14 protein-coding genes are annotated in these 14,538 nt (G+C 62.9%); 12 read left to right on the top strand and 2 right to left on the bottom strand.

The window, feature by feature from the left end:
* The 10 genes from BM234_RS00610 (at position 1) to trbG (ending at position 11,579) form a co-directional block, all read left to right on the top strand.
* Positions 1-3,495: a type I restriction endonuclease gene (locus tag BM234_RS00610; RefSeq protein ID WP_175501165.1), complete on the top strand. Its 3,495-nt coding sequence runs from the start codon at positions 1-3 to the stop codon at positions 3,493-3,495.
* Positions 3,496-3,671: 176 nt separating this feature from the next.
* The gene (gene trbB, locus BM234_RS00605; RefSeq protein WP_425439220.1) at positions 3,672-4,511 is read left to right on the top strand and encodes a P-type conjugative transfer ATPase TrbB; all 840 of its coding nucleotides are present in this window, start codon (positions 3,672-3,674) and stop codon (positions 4,509-4,511) included.
* Entirely contained in the window at positions 4,508-4,834 is a 327-nt protein-coding gene (locus tag BM234_RS00600; protein WP_092059621.1) for a TrbC/VirB2 family type IV secretion system protein, read from the top strand. Before trbB ends, BM234_RS00600 begins: the two co-directional genes overlap by 4 nt.
* Positions 4,834-5,103 carry a VirB3 family type IV secretion system protein gene (locus BM234_RS00595; protein ID WP_092059619.1) on the top strand — a complete coding sequence of 90 codons (270 nt, stop codon included), beginning with the start codon at positions 4,834-4,836 and terminating at the stop codon, positions 5,101-5,103. Before BM234_RS00600 ends, BM234_RS00595 begins: the two co-directional genes overlap by 1 nt.
* Before the next feature lie 4 nt (positions 5,104-5,107).
* Entirely contained in the window at positions 5,108-7,588 is a 2,481-nt protein-coding gene (gene trbE / locus BM234_RS00590; RefSeq protein WP_092059618.1) for a conjugal transfer protein TrbE, read from the top strand.
* Positions 7,572-8,354, top strand: coding sequence for a P-type conjugative transfer protein TrbJ (gene trbJ, locus BM234_RS00585; RefSeq protein ID WP_092059616.1), 783 nt, complete (start codon positions 7,572-7,574; stop codon positions 8,352-8,354). The genes trbE and trbJ overlap by 17 nt, the downstream gene beginning before the upstream one ends.
* 4 nt (positions 8,355-8,358) lie before the next feature.
* Entirely contained in the window at positions 8,359-8,628 is a 270-nt protein-coding gene (trbK-alt, locus tag BM234_RS00580; RefSeq protein ID WP_092059614.1) for a putative entry exclusion protein TrbK-alt, read from the top strand.
* 4 nt (positions 8,629-8,632) lie between these two features.
* Complete coding sequence (gene trbL, locus BM234_RS00575) at positions 8,633-9,919, top strand: P-type conjugative transfer protein TrbL (RefSeq protein WP_092059612.1); 1,287 nt, start codon at positions 8,633-8,635, stop codon at positions 9,917-9,919.
* Positions 9,919-10,602: a conjugal transfer protein TrbF gene (gene trbF, locus BM234_RS00570; protein WP_092059610.1), complete on the top strand. Its 684-nt coding sequence runs from the start codon at positions 9,919-9,921 to the stop codon at positions 10,600-10,602. Before trbL ends, trbF begins: the two co-directional genes overlap by 1 nt.
* Entirely contained in the window at positions 10,599-11,579 is a 981-nt protein-coding gene (gene trbG / locus BM234_RS00565; protein WP_092059608.1) for a P-type conjugative transfer protein TrbG, read from the top strand. The genes trbF and trbG overlap by 4 nt, the downstream gene beginning before the upstream one ends.
* A 242-nt stretch (positions 11,580-11,821) precedes the next feature.
* On the opposite strand, the gene BM234_RS17785 is transcribed toward trbG, so the two are convergent.
* A complete protein-coding gene (locus tag BM234_RS17785) occupies positions 11,822-12,064 on the bottom strand; it encodes a hypothetical protein (protein ID WP_342714611.1) in 243 nt (80 codons plus the stop codon).
* On the opposite strand from BM234_RS17785, the gene BM234_RS00560 reads away from it, so the two are divergent.
* Together BM234_RS00560 and BM234_RS00555 are read left to right on the top strand one after the other, a co-directional pair.
* Positions 12,039-12,776: a TraB/TrbI/VirB10 family type IV secretion system protein gene (locus BM234_RS00560; RefSeq protein ID WP_342714610.1), complete on the top strand. Its 738-nt coding sequence runs from the start codon at positions 12,039-12,041 to the stop codon at positions 12,774-12,776. The genes BM234_RS17785 and BM234_RS00560 overlap by 26 nt on opposite strands.
* Positions 12,773-13,045 carry a DUF2274 domain-containing protein gene (locus tag BM234_RS00555; protein WP_092059606.1) on the top strand — a complete coding sequence of 91 codons (273 nt, stop codon included), beginning with the start codon at positions 12,773-12,775 and terminating at the stop codon, positions 13,043-13,045. The genes BM234_RS00560 and BM234_RS00555 overlap by 4 nt, the downstream gene beginning before the upstream one ends.
* A 370-nt stretch (positions 13,046-13,415) precedes the next feature.
* On the opposite strand, the gene BM234_RS00550 is transcribed toward BM234_RS00555, so the two are convergent.
* Positions 13,416-14,525: an OmpA family protein gene (locus BM234_RS00550; RefSeq protein WP_175501164.1), complete on the bottom strand. Its 1,110-nt coding sequence runs from the start codon at positions 14,523-14,525 to the stop codon at positions 13,416-13,418.
* Positions 14,526-14,538: the final 13 nt, after the last annotated feature.

Genomic DNA, 14,538 nt, shown 5'->3' with positions numbered 1-14,538 from the left:
GTGCTTTTCGAGGCTCGGCATCATTGCGCGGTCTGCTGCGCGTCGCTGCCGCTCGAGTATGCGCACGTCATCCCATGGAGCAAGTCCCAGGACCATTCGCTCGAAAACCTGATTGCCCTTTGCGCAAATTGCCACGAGCGCGCGGACAATGAAAAATGGGGCGTGAGCTACCTCAAACGATACAAACGATCGCCGTGCATCATTGCACGTGGTGATCCGTCGCCGATGACGGCGGAACAAAAGATGCTGGTCGATCTGATCGTGGCGCGTGACCCCGATGAAATGAACGAGAAAGAGCGGCAACGCCTCGTCTCAATGGTAGCCGCCTATGTCGGCGTTCCATATGGGCAAATAACAATTGCATCGGTGACACAAGCCAACAGCTCTCGTGTTCGAATAGACATGCCGTCCGACGCGGCGCGACGTCTGATCGAAGGGTTCGAGGCAAAAGACCCGATGCTTGAGGCGTTCCTCAGCGAAGCAGGTCTCATTCGGGTCGATCCCAGCACGCAGGTTGAAGGAGTTCGTCGAATGCGGCAGCACACTGACACGAGTGAAAAGGGTCTCGAAACCCTCATCGTCCGCTCGCTGATCGACGAGGCGGGATATGCTGCGGGTGACTCCAAGGATTTCGACCGGGACCACGCCATCGACGTCGTGAAGCTGTTCGCTTTCCTGAATTCCACTCAGCCAGACGTGGTCGAGGCGCTTGGCATTGGTGAGGATGGCCCAAAGCGGCTGCAATTCCTGCACCGTTTGCAGGGTGAAATCGCGAAACGCGGTGTGATCGACGTGCTGCGCAACGGGGTGAAGCATGGACAAGGCTCGGTCGAACTGTTCTTCGGCACGCCCACCCCCGGCAACACCAAGGCCGAGGAACTGTTCGCGGCCAATATATTCAGCGTCACGCGCCAGTTGCACTATTCCAAGGATGAAACAAAACTGTCGCTCGACGCCGCCGTGTTCATTAACGGCCTGCCTATCTCCACGTTCGAGTTGAAGAATAGCCTGACCAAACAGACTGTCGAGGATGCGGTCGAGCAGTACAAGCGCGACCGCGACCCAAAAGAGTTGCTGTTCCAGTTTGGCCGCTGCGTCGTTCATTGGGCCGTCGACGACCACGAGGTGCGCATGTGTACGCATCTGAAGGGGAAGGCCTCTTGGTTCCTGCCGTTCAACAAGGGCTGGAACGATGGCGCGGGCAATCCGCCGAACCCTAACGGTTTGAAGACCGATTATCTGTGGAAGCAAATTCTGACCAAGCGGGACCTCACCGACATCCTTGAAAACTATGCGCAGGTGGTTGAGGAGACCGATGAGCGAGGCAAGAAAAAGAAACCGAAACAGCTCTTCCCGCGCTTCCATCAGCTGGACGTTGTGCGCAAACTGCTGGCGGATGCCGAGGCCGCAGGTGCCGGACGGCGGTACCTGATCCAGCATTCAGCGGGTTCAGGAAAAAGCAACTCGATCGCTTGGCTCGGTCACCAGCTCATAGGGCTGGAGACACGCGGCAAACCAACCTTCGACACTGTCATTGTAGTCACCGACCGCCGCGTGCTCGACAAGCAGATCCGCGACACCATCAAGCAGTTCGCTCAAGTGTCCTCGATCGTTGGCGCAGTCACCGAAGGCTCGCAGCAGCTGCGGACGTTCCTGCAGCAGGGCAAGAAGATCATCATCACCACAGTACAGAAATTTCCGTTCATCCTGGACGAGATCGGCGATAGCCATCGCGGTCGAAACTTCGCCATCATCATCGACGAGGCGCATTCCAGCCAAGGCGGCCGAACGTCTGCGAAAATGAACATTGCACTCGCAGCGAATGGGGCCGAGGACGAAGAAGAAACGGTCGAAGACACCATCAATCGGCTTATGGAAGCCAAGAAGGTCCTGCCGAACGCGAGCTATTTCGCCTTTACCGCCACGCCAAAGAACAAAACGCTTGAGGTTTTCGGCACGGCAGTGCCTGAGGGCGGCAAGGTCAGGCACATCCCCTTCCATAACTACTCGATGAAACAAGCCATCGAAGAGGGCTTTATCCTCGACGTGCTGAAGCACTACACTCCGGTTGAAAGCTACTACCGCCTGATGAAGACGGTGGAGGATGATCCGCAATTTGACAGCAAACGGGCGCAAAAGAAGCTTCGGCGCTACGTCGAGTCCCATGATCATGCAATCCGCAAGAAAGCGGAGATCATGGTCGATCATTTCCACGACCAGGTGATGGCCCACCGCAAGATCGGCGGCGCGGCGCGCGCAATGGTCGTGACCAGCGGGATTCATCGCGCTATCCAATATTTCCACGCATTCGGGGAGTATCTGAAGGAACGTAAGAGCCCATATCAGGCAATCGTCGCCTTCTCGGGCGAGCATGAATATGGCGGAAAGAAAGTCACCGAGGCATCGCTTAACGGCTTTCCCAGCAACAAGATTGAGGAGACAATCCAGAAGGATCCGTACCGTTTCCTTATCGTCGCCGACAAGTTCCAGACCGGCTACGACGAGCCGCTGCTGCACACGATGTACGTGGACAAGACGCTTTCCGGTATCAAGGCCGTGCAGACGCTGTCGCGCTTGAACCGGGCGCATCCGCAGAAGCACGATACCTTCGTGCTGGATTTCATGAACGACGTTGATGGGATCAAGGCGTCGTTCGAGGATTATTACCGCACGACGATCCTGAGCGAGGAGACCGACCCGAACAAGTTGCACGACCTGAAAGCGCGGCTCGATGGCTATCAGGTCTATTCGTGGGAACAGGTTGAGGACCTCGTGGCGCTTTATCTTTCCGGCGCCGACCGCGACAAGCTCGACCCGATACTCGATGCGTGCGTCGCAGTCTACAAGGCCGACCTCGATGAAGATGGGCAAGTCGACTTCAAAGGTAAGGCGAAGGCTTTCACGCGCACCTACGGTTTCCTGGCGGCAATCCTGCCCTATACGAACGCGGAGTGGGAGAAGCTCTCAATTTTCCTGAACTTCCTCACACCGAAATTGCCGGCGCCCGAGGAGCAAGATCTGTCAAAAGGCATTCTGGAAGCAATCGACATGGACAGCTATCGGGTAGAGGCGCAGGCGACTATGTCGATTGCACTTCCCGATGCCGACGCGGAAATCGGGCCAGTTCCATTGGGAGGAGGCGGTCGCAAGCCGGAGCCTGAGCTCGACCTATTGAGTAACATCCTGAAAACGTTCAATGAAATGTTCGGCAACATCGACTGGAAGGACGCTGACAAGATCGGGAAGGTAATCGCCGAGGAATTGCCCACCAAGGTCGCGGCTGACAAGGCCTACCAGAACGCAATGCAAAACTCGGACAAGCAGAACGCTCGTATCGAGCACGACAAAGCCCTAGAGCGCGCGGTAATCGAGCTGCTGTCAGATCATACTGAGCTTTTCAAGCAGTTCAGCGACAACCCGTCTTTCAAGAAGTGGCTTTCTGAGACTGTCTTTGCCGCGACCTACACTGACAAAGCTCCTCAGCAGAGTTCATAACTGCCTTAGAACAAAATACGCTACGACCTGCCGATGCGCGCCAAACAACTACTACGTCTTCACAGCTGTTGCCTGTAGCTCAATAACGGTCTTCTTGATCGGTCTCGTGAACCATCGCGAGGCCGATCATGACCGTTACGCCTTTCAAATCAGAAATCTCCTCTCGCGGCGCGCGCATGCTGCGCACGGCACTCGGGCCCGGCATTACTGCTTGGCTCGAGGATGCGAGCGTTGTCGAAGTAATGCTGAACCCCGATGCGCGGCTTTGGGTCGACAGGCTGACGGAAGGGCTCATCGATACAGGTGCAGTCCTTTCCCCCGCAGAGGGTGAGCGGATCATCCGTCTGGTCGCACATCACGTCGGGGCGGAGATTCATGCAGCAGCCCCGCGTGTTTCGGCCGAATTGCCGGGAAGCGGCGAACGCTTCGAGGGCTTACTGCCGCCAGTCGTGTCTGCGCCGACCTTCGCCATTCGCAAGCCCGCCGTCGCAGTGTTCACCCTCGAGGACTATGTCGCAAAGGGCATTCTCTCCTCAGATGCGGCTGCGCAGTTGCGCGAGGGGGTCACCAGCCAGGCCAATATTCTTGTCGCGGGCGGGACCTCCACCGGCAAAACAACCCTGACCAATGCGCTCCTGGCGGAGGTCGCCAAGACCGCAGACCGCGTGGTTCTGATCGAGGACACGCGCGAACTGCAATGCCTGACCCCAAATCTCGTGGTCTTGCGCACGAAAGACGGGGTCGCAACCCTGTCCGATCTGGTCCGCGCTTCGCTCCGCCTGCGCCCTGATCGCATCCCCATTGGCGAGGTGCGCGGGCCGGAAGCGCTGGACTTGCTCAAAGCCTGGGGCACCGGTCATCCGGGCGGGATCGGCACGATCCATGCCGGGTCCGCCATTGGTGCGCTGCGGCGGCTCGAGCAGCTGATCCAAGAAGCGGTGGTCACCGGCCTGACCGCCTCGGGCGATTACGCCCTCACCCCCCTTTTGCCACCAACACAAGGAAGCCATCCATGACCCTTCTGCCATCATTTCGCACAGCCCTTGGCGCAACTGCGTTCAGCCTCCTCGCCTTTGCCCTGCCAGAGCCGGCGCTCGCCGCCGGGTCGGGCATGCCGTGGGAAGCCCCCCTGCAATCCGTACTCGAATCGATCGAAGGCCCGGTCGCCAAGATCGTCGCTGTAATCATCATCATCGTCACAGGGCTGACGTTGGCCTTCGGCGATAGTTCGGGCGGATTCCGGCGGCTGGTACAGATCGTCTTCGGGCTGTCCATCGCCTTCGCGGCCTCGAGCTTCTTTCTCTCCTTCTTCTCCTTTGGCGGCGGGGCGCTGATCTGATGGAGAACCCCACCGACATTCCCGGCTATTTCGCGCCCGTGCACCGCGCCCTGATCGATCCGATCCTGCTGGCCGGTGCTCCCCGCACCATCGCCATTGCCAATGGCACCCTGGCGGCCGCCATCGGGCTGGGCTTGCGGCTCTGGCTCGTAGGCCTCGCATTTTGGCTGGTCGGCCACCTTTTCGCAGTCTGGGCCGCGAAGCGAGACGCACAGATCGCTGAAGTGGCGCGGCGGCATCTCCGATACCCGTCCTGGTTCGGGGTCTGAGCCGATGATGCGTCTGGCCGAATACCGCTCCAAATCCGCCCTACTGGCCGATTTTCTGCCATGGGCTGCATTGGTCGCGCCCGGTGTCATCCTGAACAAGGATGGCAGCCTGCAACGCACAGCGCGGTTTCGGGGTCCGGATCTGGATTCAGCCACGCCCGCCGAACTGGTCGCCACGTCGGCCCGGCTGAACAGCGCCCTCCGGCGGCTTGGTTCTGGCTGGGCCGTCTTCATCGAGGCGCAGCGGATGCCGGCACAGGACTATCCTGCCTCCGAGTTTCCCGATCCGGTCTCAGCCCTTGTCGATGCCGAACGGCGCGCGCAATTCGAAGAAGCGGGCGCGCATTTCGAGAGCGCGTATTTCCTGACGCTTGTCTGGATGCCGCCCGCAGACGACGCGAGCCGCGCCGAAGGCTGGCTGCTCGAAAACGCCCCGGATCGCCGCACCAAGCCTCAGGACCTGATCTCCGCTTTTGTCGGCCGCGCCGACCGGCTGACCGATCTGCTCGACGGGTTCATGCCGGAGATCGCCTGGCTTTCCGATGCTGAGACCCTGACCTACCTGCATTCGACCGTGTCAACCCGGCGCCAGCGCGTCCGCGTGCCGGAGGTCCCGATGCATCTGGACGCGGTGCTGGCCGATGATCCTCTTGTGGGTGGGCTGACACCCCGGCTCGGAGCCGCGCATCTCAAGACCCTGACCATCGTCGGGCTACCAAGCGCCACCTGGCCCGGTTTGCTCGACGAGTTGAACGCGCAGGGTTTCGAGTATCGCTGGTGCACGCGGGCGATCTGCCTCGACAAGACGGATGCCGCCCGGGTGTTCACCCGCATCCGCCGACAGTGGTTCGCCAAGCGCAAGTCGGTGGCCGCGATCCTCAAGGAGGTGATGACCAACGAAGCCTCGACCCTGCTCGACAGTGACGCGGCCAACAAGGCGGCAGATGCAGACGAGGCGCTGCAGGAGCTCGGCGCCGATGTGGCGGGTGCGGCTTACGTCACCGCCACGATTACCGTTTGGGACGAGGACGCAGCAGCCGCCGAGGCAAAACTGAAGGCCGCAGAGAAAATCGTGCAAGGGCGCGATTTCACCTGCATCCCGGAAACATTGAACGCGCTCGAGGCCTGGCTCGGCTCCCTGCCCGGCCATCTCTACGCCAATGTCCGTCAGCCACCCATCTCGACATTGAACCTCGCCCATTTGATCCCGATCTCGGCAGTCTGGGCGGGGCCGGACCGGAACGACCATCTAGACGGCCCGCCACTGTTCCACGCCGAAACCGACGGCACAACGCCGTTTCGCTTCTCCACCCATGTGGGCGATGTCGGCCATACCTTGATCGTCGGCCCGACCGGGGCGGGCAAATCAGTCCTGCTAGCGTTGATGGCGCTGCAGTTCCGGCGCTATGCCAGTGCCCAGGTCTTCGCCTTCGACTTCGGCGGCTCGATCCGCTGCGCCACGCTCGCCATGGGTGGCGATTGGGAAAACCTCGGAGACGCACTGGCCGACGAAGACCCCGCCGTGCAGCTGCAACCACTCGCCGGGATCGATGAGACGTCGGAACGCGCCTGGGCGCAGGACTGGCTCGCGGGAATCCTCGGACGGGAAGGCGCGACGATCGACCCAAGCGCGCGGGACCATCTTTGGTCAGCACTGACTTCTCTGGCCTCGGCCCCGCGCGAGGAACGCACGCTGACCGGCCTCTCGGTCCTGCTGCAGTCGACCGAACTCAAACGCGCGCTCAAGCCCTTCTGCCTCGGCGGGCCTTTCGGACGGCTTCTCGATGCTGAGGCCGAAGACCTGGGCAGCGCGGACGTGCTCGCGTTTGAAACGGAGGGGCTGATCGGCTCAGCAGCGGCACCCGCCGTGCTGGCCTATCTCTTCCACCGGATTGAAACGCGGCTTGACGGATGTCCCACCATGATCCTGATCGACGAGGGCTGGCTTGCGCTCGATGACGCCAATTTCGGCGGGCAGCTGCGCGAATGGCTGAAGACGTTGAGGAAGAAGAACGCTTCGGTGATCTTCGCCACCCAATCGCTGGCCGATATCGACGGGTCCCTCATCGCGCCCGCGATTGTCGAGAGCTGCCCCACGCGGATCTTCCTTCCCAACGAACGGGCCTTTGAGCCGCAGATCGCCCGGATCTACCAGAACTTCGGGCTGAACGACCGCCAGATCGACATCCTCGCCCGCGCGACGCCGAAGCGCGACTACTACTGCCAGTCGCGGCGGGGCAACCGGCTCTTCTCGCTGGGCCTCGGCGAGGTGGCTCTGGCCTTCACCGCCGCCGCCTCCAAGGCCGATCAGGCCGCAATCAGCAATCTTATCGCCACCCATGGCCGGGATGGCTTTGCCGCCGCCTGGCTGCGTCATCGCGGTCTTGATTGGGCCATCGACCTGCTCGGGCCCGACATTGCACCAGCCGATCCGACACCCCCTCACCCTAACCAGAAGGAGACAGAACATGACCCGCAAACCTGAGCGCCCTGCCCGGCCCCGCAATCTCGCCGCCGTATTGATGGCCAGCGCCCTCGCGATCACTCCCGTCCTGACGACACCGGCCCAGGCCTTCCTCTTCGGCGGCGGTGGGCGGATCGTCTACGACCCGCGCAACCATGCCGAGAACATCCTCTCGGCCGCCCGCGCGCTGGAGCAGATCAACAACCAGATCGCGCAGATCCAGAACCAGGCGCAGATGCTGATGAACGATGCGCTGAACCTCGCGAACCTACCGCATTCCTCTCTGGCGCAGCTGCAGGACGCCATCGGCGAAACCCAGCGACTCTTAGCCGATGCCCAAAGCCTCGCCTTCGACGTGGCCACTATCGAACAGGCCTTCACGCAGGACTACGGTGCTGCCGCAGCGCAGGGCGATTTCGACGCGATGATCGCCGGAGCGCGCGAGCGGTGGGAAACATCCGTCGCGAGCTTCGAGGACAGCTTGCGCGTGCAGGCCGGGGTCGTGGGCAATATCGACGGCGCGCGAACTCAGATGGACGCGCTCATCCGCGAAAGCCAAGGAGCCGTTGGGGCCCTGCAGGTCGCGCAGGCTGGCAACCAGCTGCTCGCATTGCAATCGACACAGATCGCCGATCTGACGGCAGCCATCGCCGCGCAGAACCGGGCCGAAGCGCTGGAAGCCGCCCGCATCGCCTCCGCCGAGGCGCAGGGCCGCGAAAACCTCGAACGGTTCCTCGATTACGGCGGCGGCTACTCCCCCGGCGCCGTCCACTTCTTCGGGGATTGAGCGTATGGCACTCGACACCCCGCGAACTCTGCGCCTGATCGCCTTCGGTATCGGCGGCCTTGCCGCCCTCGCCGCCGCTGTGGAACTCACCCAGACGATCCTGCCCACCGACACCGGGCATGTGGTCAGGGATGACGCCTTGCGCGGCACCCTCGCGCGTTGCCGTGACCTGACGCCCGAAGACTACGCCACCGACACCGAATGCCGGGCCGCCTGGGAGGCGGCCCGGCAGCGCTTCTTCGATCTGGCTCCAGAGCCGGCCGGGACGGAGTAAGGCAATGGGCGGCGTCAGTGTCATCGACCGGTTTCTCGAGGTCTTCGCCTCCTACATCGATTCCGGTTTCGGCCTTCTGAGTGGCGACGTCGCCTTCCTCGCCACCACGCTGATCGTCATCGACATCACGCTGGCGGCCCTCTTCTGGGCCTGGGGTACGGATGACGACATCATTGCACGGCTGGTGAAAAAGACCCTCTTCGTCGGGGTCTTCGCCTATATCATCGGCAACTGGAACACGCTGGCCCGGATTGTGTTCGACAGTTTCGCGGGCCTTGGCCTCGTCGCCACCGGCGGCACCATTTCCGCCAGCGAGCTGCTGCAGCCCGGGCGCATCGCGCAGGTCGGGCTCGAGGCCGGCCAGCCGATCCTCGCCTCAATCGCCGACCTCTCCCGGTTCGTCGCCGTCTTCGAGAATTTCATCCAGATCGGGATCCTGTTCTTTGCCTGGCTGGTGGTCCTGCTGTCCTTCTTCATCCTCGCGATCCAGCTTTTCGTCACCCTGATCGAATTCAAGCTGGCCACCCTGGCAGGCTTCATCCTCGTGCCTTTCGGCCTCTTCAACAAGACCGCTTTCATGGCCGAGCGTGTGCTGGGCCTTGTCATCTCCTCCGGCGTCAAGGTGCTGGTGCTGGCCGTGATCGTCGGCATCGGCTCCACCATCTTCAGCGAATTCACCGCCGGGTTTGCGGGTGAGCCCACGATCAATGACGCAATGTCTGTGGTCCTCGGCGCGCTGGCACTTCTCGCCCTCGGCATCTTCGGCCCCGGCATCGCAAATGGCATCGTCTCGGGTGGACCGCAGCTCGGCGCAGGTGCCGCTGTCGGCACCGGAATTGCCGTGGGCGGGTCTGCAGTCGCTGGTGTCGCCGGAACCCGGATGGCCCTTGGCACTGGCGGTGCCGCCCTGCGCGGTGGCAGCGCTGTCGGCAGCGGAACCGCCACTGCATACCAGCTCGGCGCAGCCTCGCGCAGCACAGGCCTCGGAAAAACCGTCGGTGGCGCGGCCGCTGTTGGCAAGACCGGTGCTGTCGCCGCGTTCAGCCCGCTCCGGCGCGCGATCTCGGACGGCGCGCAGTCCGGCGCCCGCGCAGCCTATGCCGCCACCGGGGGACGGATGGCGGGTGGTGCCCTGCCCTCCCCGGCCAATGACGGCCCACCCGACTGGGCGCGCCGGATGAAGCGCCAGCAATCCCTTCAACACGGCCTCTCGACCGCCGCCCACGTCATCCGCTCCGGCGATCATGGCGGCGGCGGCACGGTCGTCAGCCTCTCCGAAAGGTCCTCCTGATGTTCCGACGTCCCAGTGTCCGCTACGGCACCACGCCCGAGCCCGTCACCCCCTACCAAAAGGCCGCCCAGGTTTGGGACGAGCGCATCGGCTCGGCCCGTGTGCAGGCCCGCAACTGGCGCCTTATGGCGATGGGCTGCCTCGCCCTATCCGCCGGGCTCAGCGCGGCGCTCGCCTGGCAATCGACGCGCAGCAGCGTCGTCCCTTACGTGGTCGAGGTCGACCATCTCGGTGCGGCGCAGGCCGTAGCCCCGGCGCTTGCCGAGTATCGCCCGACCGACCCGCAGATCGCCTGGCACCTCGCCCGCTTCGTCGAGCATGTCCGGCAGGTCCCGGCCGATCCGATCGTGCTGCGCCAGAACTGGCTTCGTGCCTACGATTTCGCCACGGATCACGGCTCCGTCGCGCTGAATGACCATGCCCGGGTGAACGATCCCTTCGCGCAGGTCGGCGACACGCAGATTTCCATCGAGGTCTCGAGTGTCATTCGCGCCTCTGACACGAGCTTCCGCGTCGCCTGGATCGAGCGCCGCTACGAAAACGGTCAGCTCGCCACAACCGAACGCTGGACCGCCATCCTGACCGTCGTGATCCAGCCGCCGCGCGATGCGGAGCGCCTGCGGGCCAACCCGCTCGGCGTCTATGTCCATGCCATCAACTGGTCGAGGGAGAATGCCCAATGAATCGACTTCGCCCCATCCCCGTTCTTCTCCTAGCGGCCACGGCGCTGACCGCCTGCACGGGGCAACGCCCGCCCGAAATCGCCTATGACGACCAGGTCCCGGCCCTTGCTCCGCCACCGCCGCCGCCCCCTGTTGAGGGACCACCACGCCCGGTCCACACACCCCCGGCCTGGACGCCCTCCCGCGGCGGCGATCCGGAAGCGGACACACCGGAGGCCCGCATCATCGCCGCCAATGCCGCCGCCCGCGTCGAACCCCGCCAGCAGGGCTATTACAACGCCATGCAGGTTTTCCCGTGGAGCGAAGGCGCGCTCTACCAGATCTATGCAGCACTCGGCCAGATCACGAATATCGCGCTCGAACCCGGCGAACGCCTGACCGGCCCCGGCCCGATCGCGGCCGGCGACACCACGCGCTGGATCATCGGCGACACAACCAGCGGGTCGGGCCGCACCGAGCGCGTCCATATCCTCGTCAAGCCCACCCGCCCCGACATCTCCACCAATCTCGTCGTAAACACCGACCGGCGCAGCTACCACATCGAGTTGCACGCAGACGAGGAGACCTGGATGCCCAGCGTCGCATGGGCCTATCCAGAGGTGCGATCCACGCCCCGCGCCCCGACCATCCGCCGCCCGGCGATCCCGCACGAGGCCGAACGGCACTACCGTTACGGCTTGCAGGGCGATGCCCCGCCCTGGCGGCCGGTCTCGGTCTTCGACGACGGGCGCCGTGTCTATGTCGTGTTCCCCCCCGGCATCGCCCAGGGCGAAATGCCTCCGCTCTTCGTGATCGGCGCGGATGGGCGCGGCCAGATCGTGAACACCCGCGTGCTCGGCAACGTCCTGATCGTGGACCGGCTCTTCGGGGCTGCAGAACTGCGTCTCGGCGAAAGACGACAGCAGGTCGTGCAGATCGTGCGTACGGATGGTGATCAGCGCCCGCCGCGTGCGCCCCAGCCAGAGGTGGAGCGATGACACAAGTCCCTGATATGCAAGAGCCGCCACGGACCGAGGAAGAGATCGCCCATGAACTCCGTCTCAGGCCCGATCCGCCCCGTGTCATGCGCCTGTCCCGCCGAGCCATTGCCCTTGCCACCGCCATCGGCGGACTTGGCCTTGGCGCAATCCTGATCGTGGCCCTGCAGAACAACCGGCAGGAGGGCAACCAGACGGAGCTCTTTTCCACCGAACGCATTCAGGCGGCTGAAGGGCTGTCCTCACTTCCTCGGGATTACGCCGATGTCCCGCGTCTCGGCCCACCCTTGCCCGGTGAGTTGGGCCGCGCCATCCTTGGGGCGCAAGATCGCGGCCAGCCGGTCCCAGCACCGCCCCTTTCCGGTCCATTGGCCCCCACAGTCGATCCGGAGGAACAACGCCGTCTCCAGGAACTCGACGCCGCCCGGCTGAGCGCCCTTTTCGCCGAGGCGCAAACCCGTGCCGCGCAGCGGAACACAGGCCACACCGACCTCCCCCGCGACCGGCGCGCTCTTCCCCTCCACATTGGGCAGCCCTACGGCAAGCGATCCGATTTCCGGCCGGGAGGCGTTCCTCACCCGTCCCGGAGACACGGACACCGTCAGTGCGCAACGCATAGTGCCGCCGCCCAGCCCCTACATCCTGCAGGCCGGCACGGTGATCCCGGCCGCCCTGATCACCGGCCTGCGCTCCGACCTTCCCGGCCAGATCTCGGCACAGGTGACTGGAGACGTCTATGACAGCCCCTCAGGGCGGTACTTGCTGATCCCGCAAGGCGCTCGGCTTCTGGGAGAATACGACAGCCGCATCGCATCCGGGCAAAGCCGTCTGCTTCTGGTCTGGACCCGCCTCATCCTTCCGGATGGTCGCTCCATTGTGCTGAAGCGCGCGCCCGGCACTGACGGAACAGGCGCGTCCGGCCTGCAGGACTGGGTCAACTATCATTGGGGTCGCGTCTTCCTTGCTGCTGGCCTCGCCACGATCCTGAACCTCGGCCTGGAAAGTGGCGCAGAAACCGAAGACGATGTCGCCCGCGCCATCCGCGAGGCCGCGCAGGACACGATCGGACGGACCGGGGACGAGATCGTCCGCCAGCAGCTCGCCGTCCCGCCGACACTGACCATACGCCCGGGCTTCCCCGTCCGCGTCATGGTCACCCGCGACCTGATCCTCGAGCCCTTGGGAGAAGTCCGATGACGAAACTGAAGCTTGGCCCGATCCATGACGACAAGCCGGTCAAGCTGACCGTCGAACTTCCCGCTGATGTGCACCGTGACCTTTGCGACTACGCGGCTGTCCTGGGCCAACAGACCGGACAGGATCTAGAGCCCGCCCGCCTCGTCGCCCCCATGCTCGACCGCTTCATGGCCACGGACCGCGGGTTCGCTGCAGCGCGCAAGGCGGGATCGAGGGCTAACCGCAAGAAGCCAGACCCACAGAAGCCACTGGATTCCGATCAGGGCTAAGTATCTGTGAAATCGTAAATCTCTTGGCGGATCGCATTGCACATGGATCGCACATAGGCACCCCCTACCTGCCTCAGGTTACTAGGGAGTCGGTCCGACCCTCCAGCGCCCAGACTCGTCGAGAGGCGGACTCACGATTGAATGAACTTCCGCAATCTTTAACTCATCGACGAGTTCGTCCCGGAGTTCATAGCGATCCGCCTTGACCGAACGCTTCGATCGACGCCAGCACTGCTTATGACCTGCTCCACCGAAGAGTCCTCGATTTGAGGTTAGCCTGTTATCCAACTGATGTGACAGCCGCGCGCGGAGGCGGGCCACGCACACGCGATCGTTGTTATTCCTCAGCGGAGGGAGGCGCCCCGATTACCTAGCGCTGAAAACTACAGTCGCGGAACGTTTGCACTTGGTCTCCGTCACGGCCTACGAAGCTGTCGAGCTTGATTTCCGAAACGACCATTTCAACAACCAGGTCGTCATTTCGTGTAACGAACAACTGGCCGTCCACCAGATCCCATTCTGCAGCCAAGCCGTACCAACGCGCCGCGCCATCTTCTCGAAGGGATACGGAGGCACTCGACGTGCAGTCGCCGCTCGACCAGGTTCCGACCAGTGCTCGATGAGCAGGAACGAACGCGGTTCTGTGAATAACGCACAAGCTCGGGGACTTCACGTCGAGGGTAGTGCCTTGAACGTCCAAGGTGCTGCGACAGTACCGGTCTTCTTGCAATGTCCAATACGCCAACTCGAGTGGACTGCTTCGTGATAGTTCTACGTCTGATCCACGCGGTCCGCGCAGAGCTCGCGCCCAGCCTTCTTCCCCTTCGCGCAATATTCCGGTAAAGCAACCGGCGAAACAGCGACCCGCGGATTGGTAGACGATGAGGGTCGTTCCCGCGTCGGGGTCGACGATCCTTGCTGACACCATTTCGGCATCAACTTGGGATTCCCCAAGCACCTTCTCTAGGATCGCACGGTCCTCTTGACCCGGTGTCGCGAGCTCCAGCCAAGTTACCTCCATATCCTGCCAGTCATCGTCCGAGACGAAAATCTCAACACGCCGGTTATGGGCTTCCTGGAGTACACCAGTCGTGGGAACCAAGGAATTCACTTCCCCCCCAGAGACAACCGCGATCCTTCGAATATCGCCACCGGATCCCTTTAGTAAATCAAACGTCTGAACCGCGCGTCGCATGCCGAGTTCGAGATTGAAGGCTTCGCTGCCCAAGTCGTCGGCGTGGCCGACGATTATGAGAGAAGACTTCCCGGTATCTTGCCAGATCGAATGTGCCGCGCGCGCGATACCCTTGCCGTCAGCGCTTAGGACAGCACCGCCGTTGGAAAAAAAAGAGAAAAACCGCAGGTCTTCGGAGTAGCCGCGCTCCACCGCCGCAAAGTCGAGCAACTCGTCTGGATGGCTAATCGTCTCGGCAGGCGCCGGGCTAGCAAGCACGGCGAGACCTACAAGCAAATGGTGCAATCTCGTCCTCATC

Origin of the sequence: Poseidonocella pacifica (genome assembly GCF_900111875.1) — a bacterium.
Lineage (GTDB): Bacteria > Pseudomonadota > Alphaproteobacteria > Rhodobacterales > Rhodobacteraceae > Poseidonocella > Poseidonocella pacifica.
Note: the sequence above shows the minus strand (reverse complement) of the source record. Positions and strands in the feature narration are given on the sequence as shown.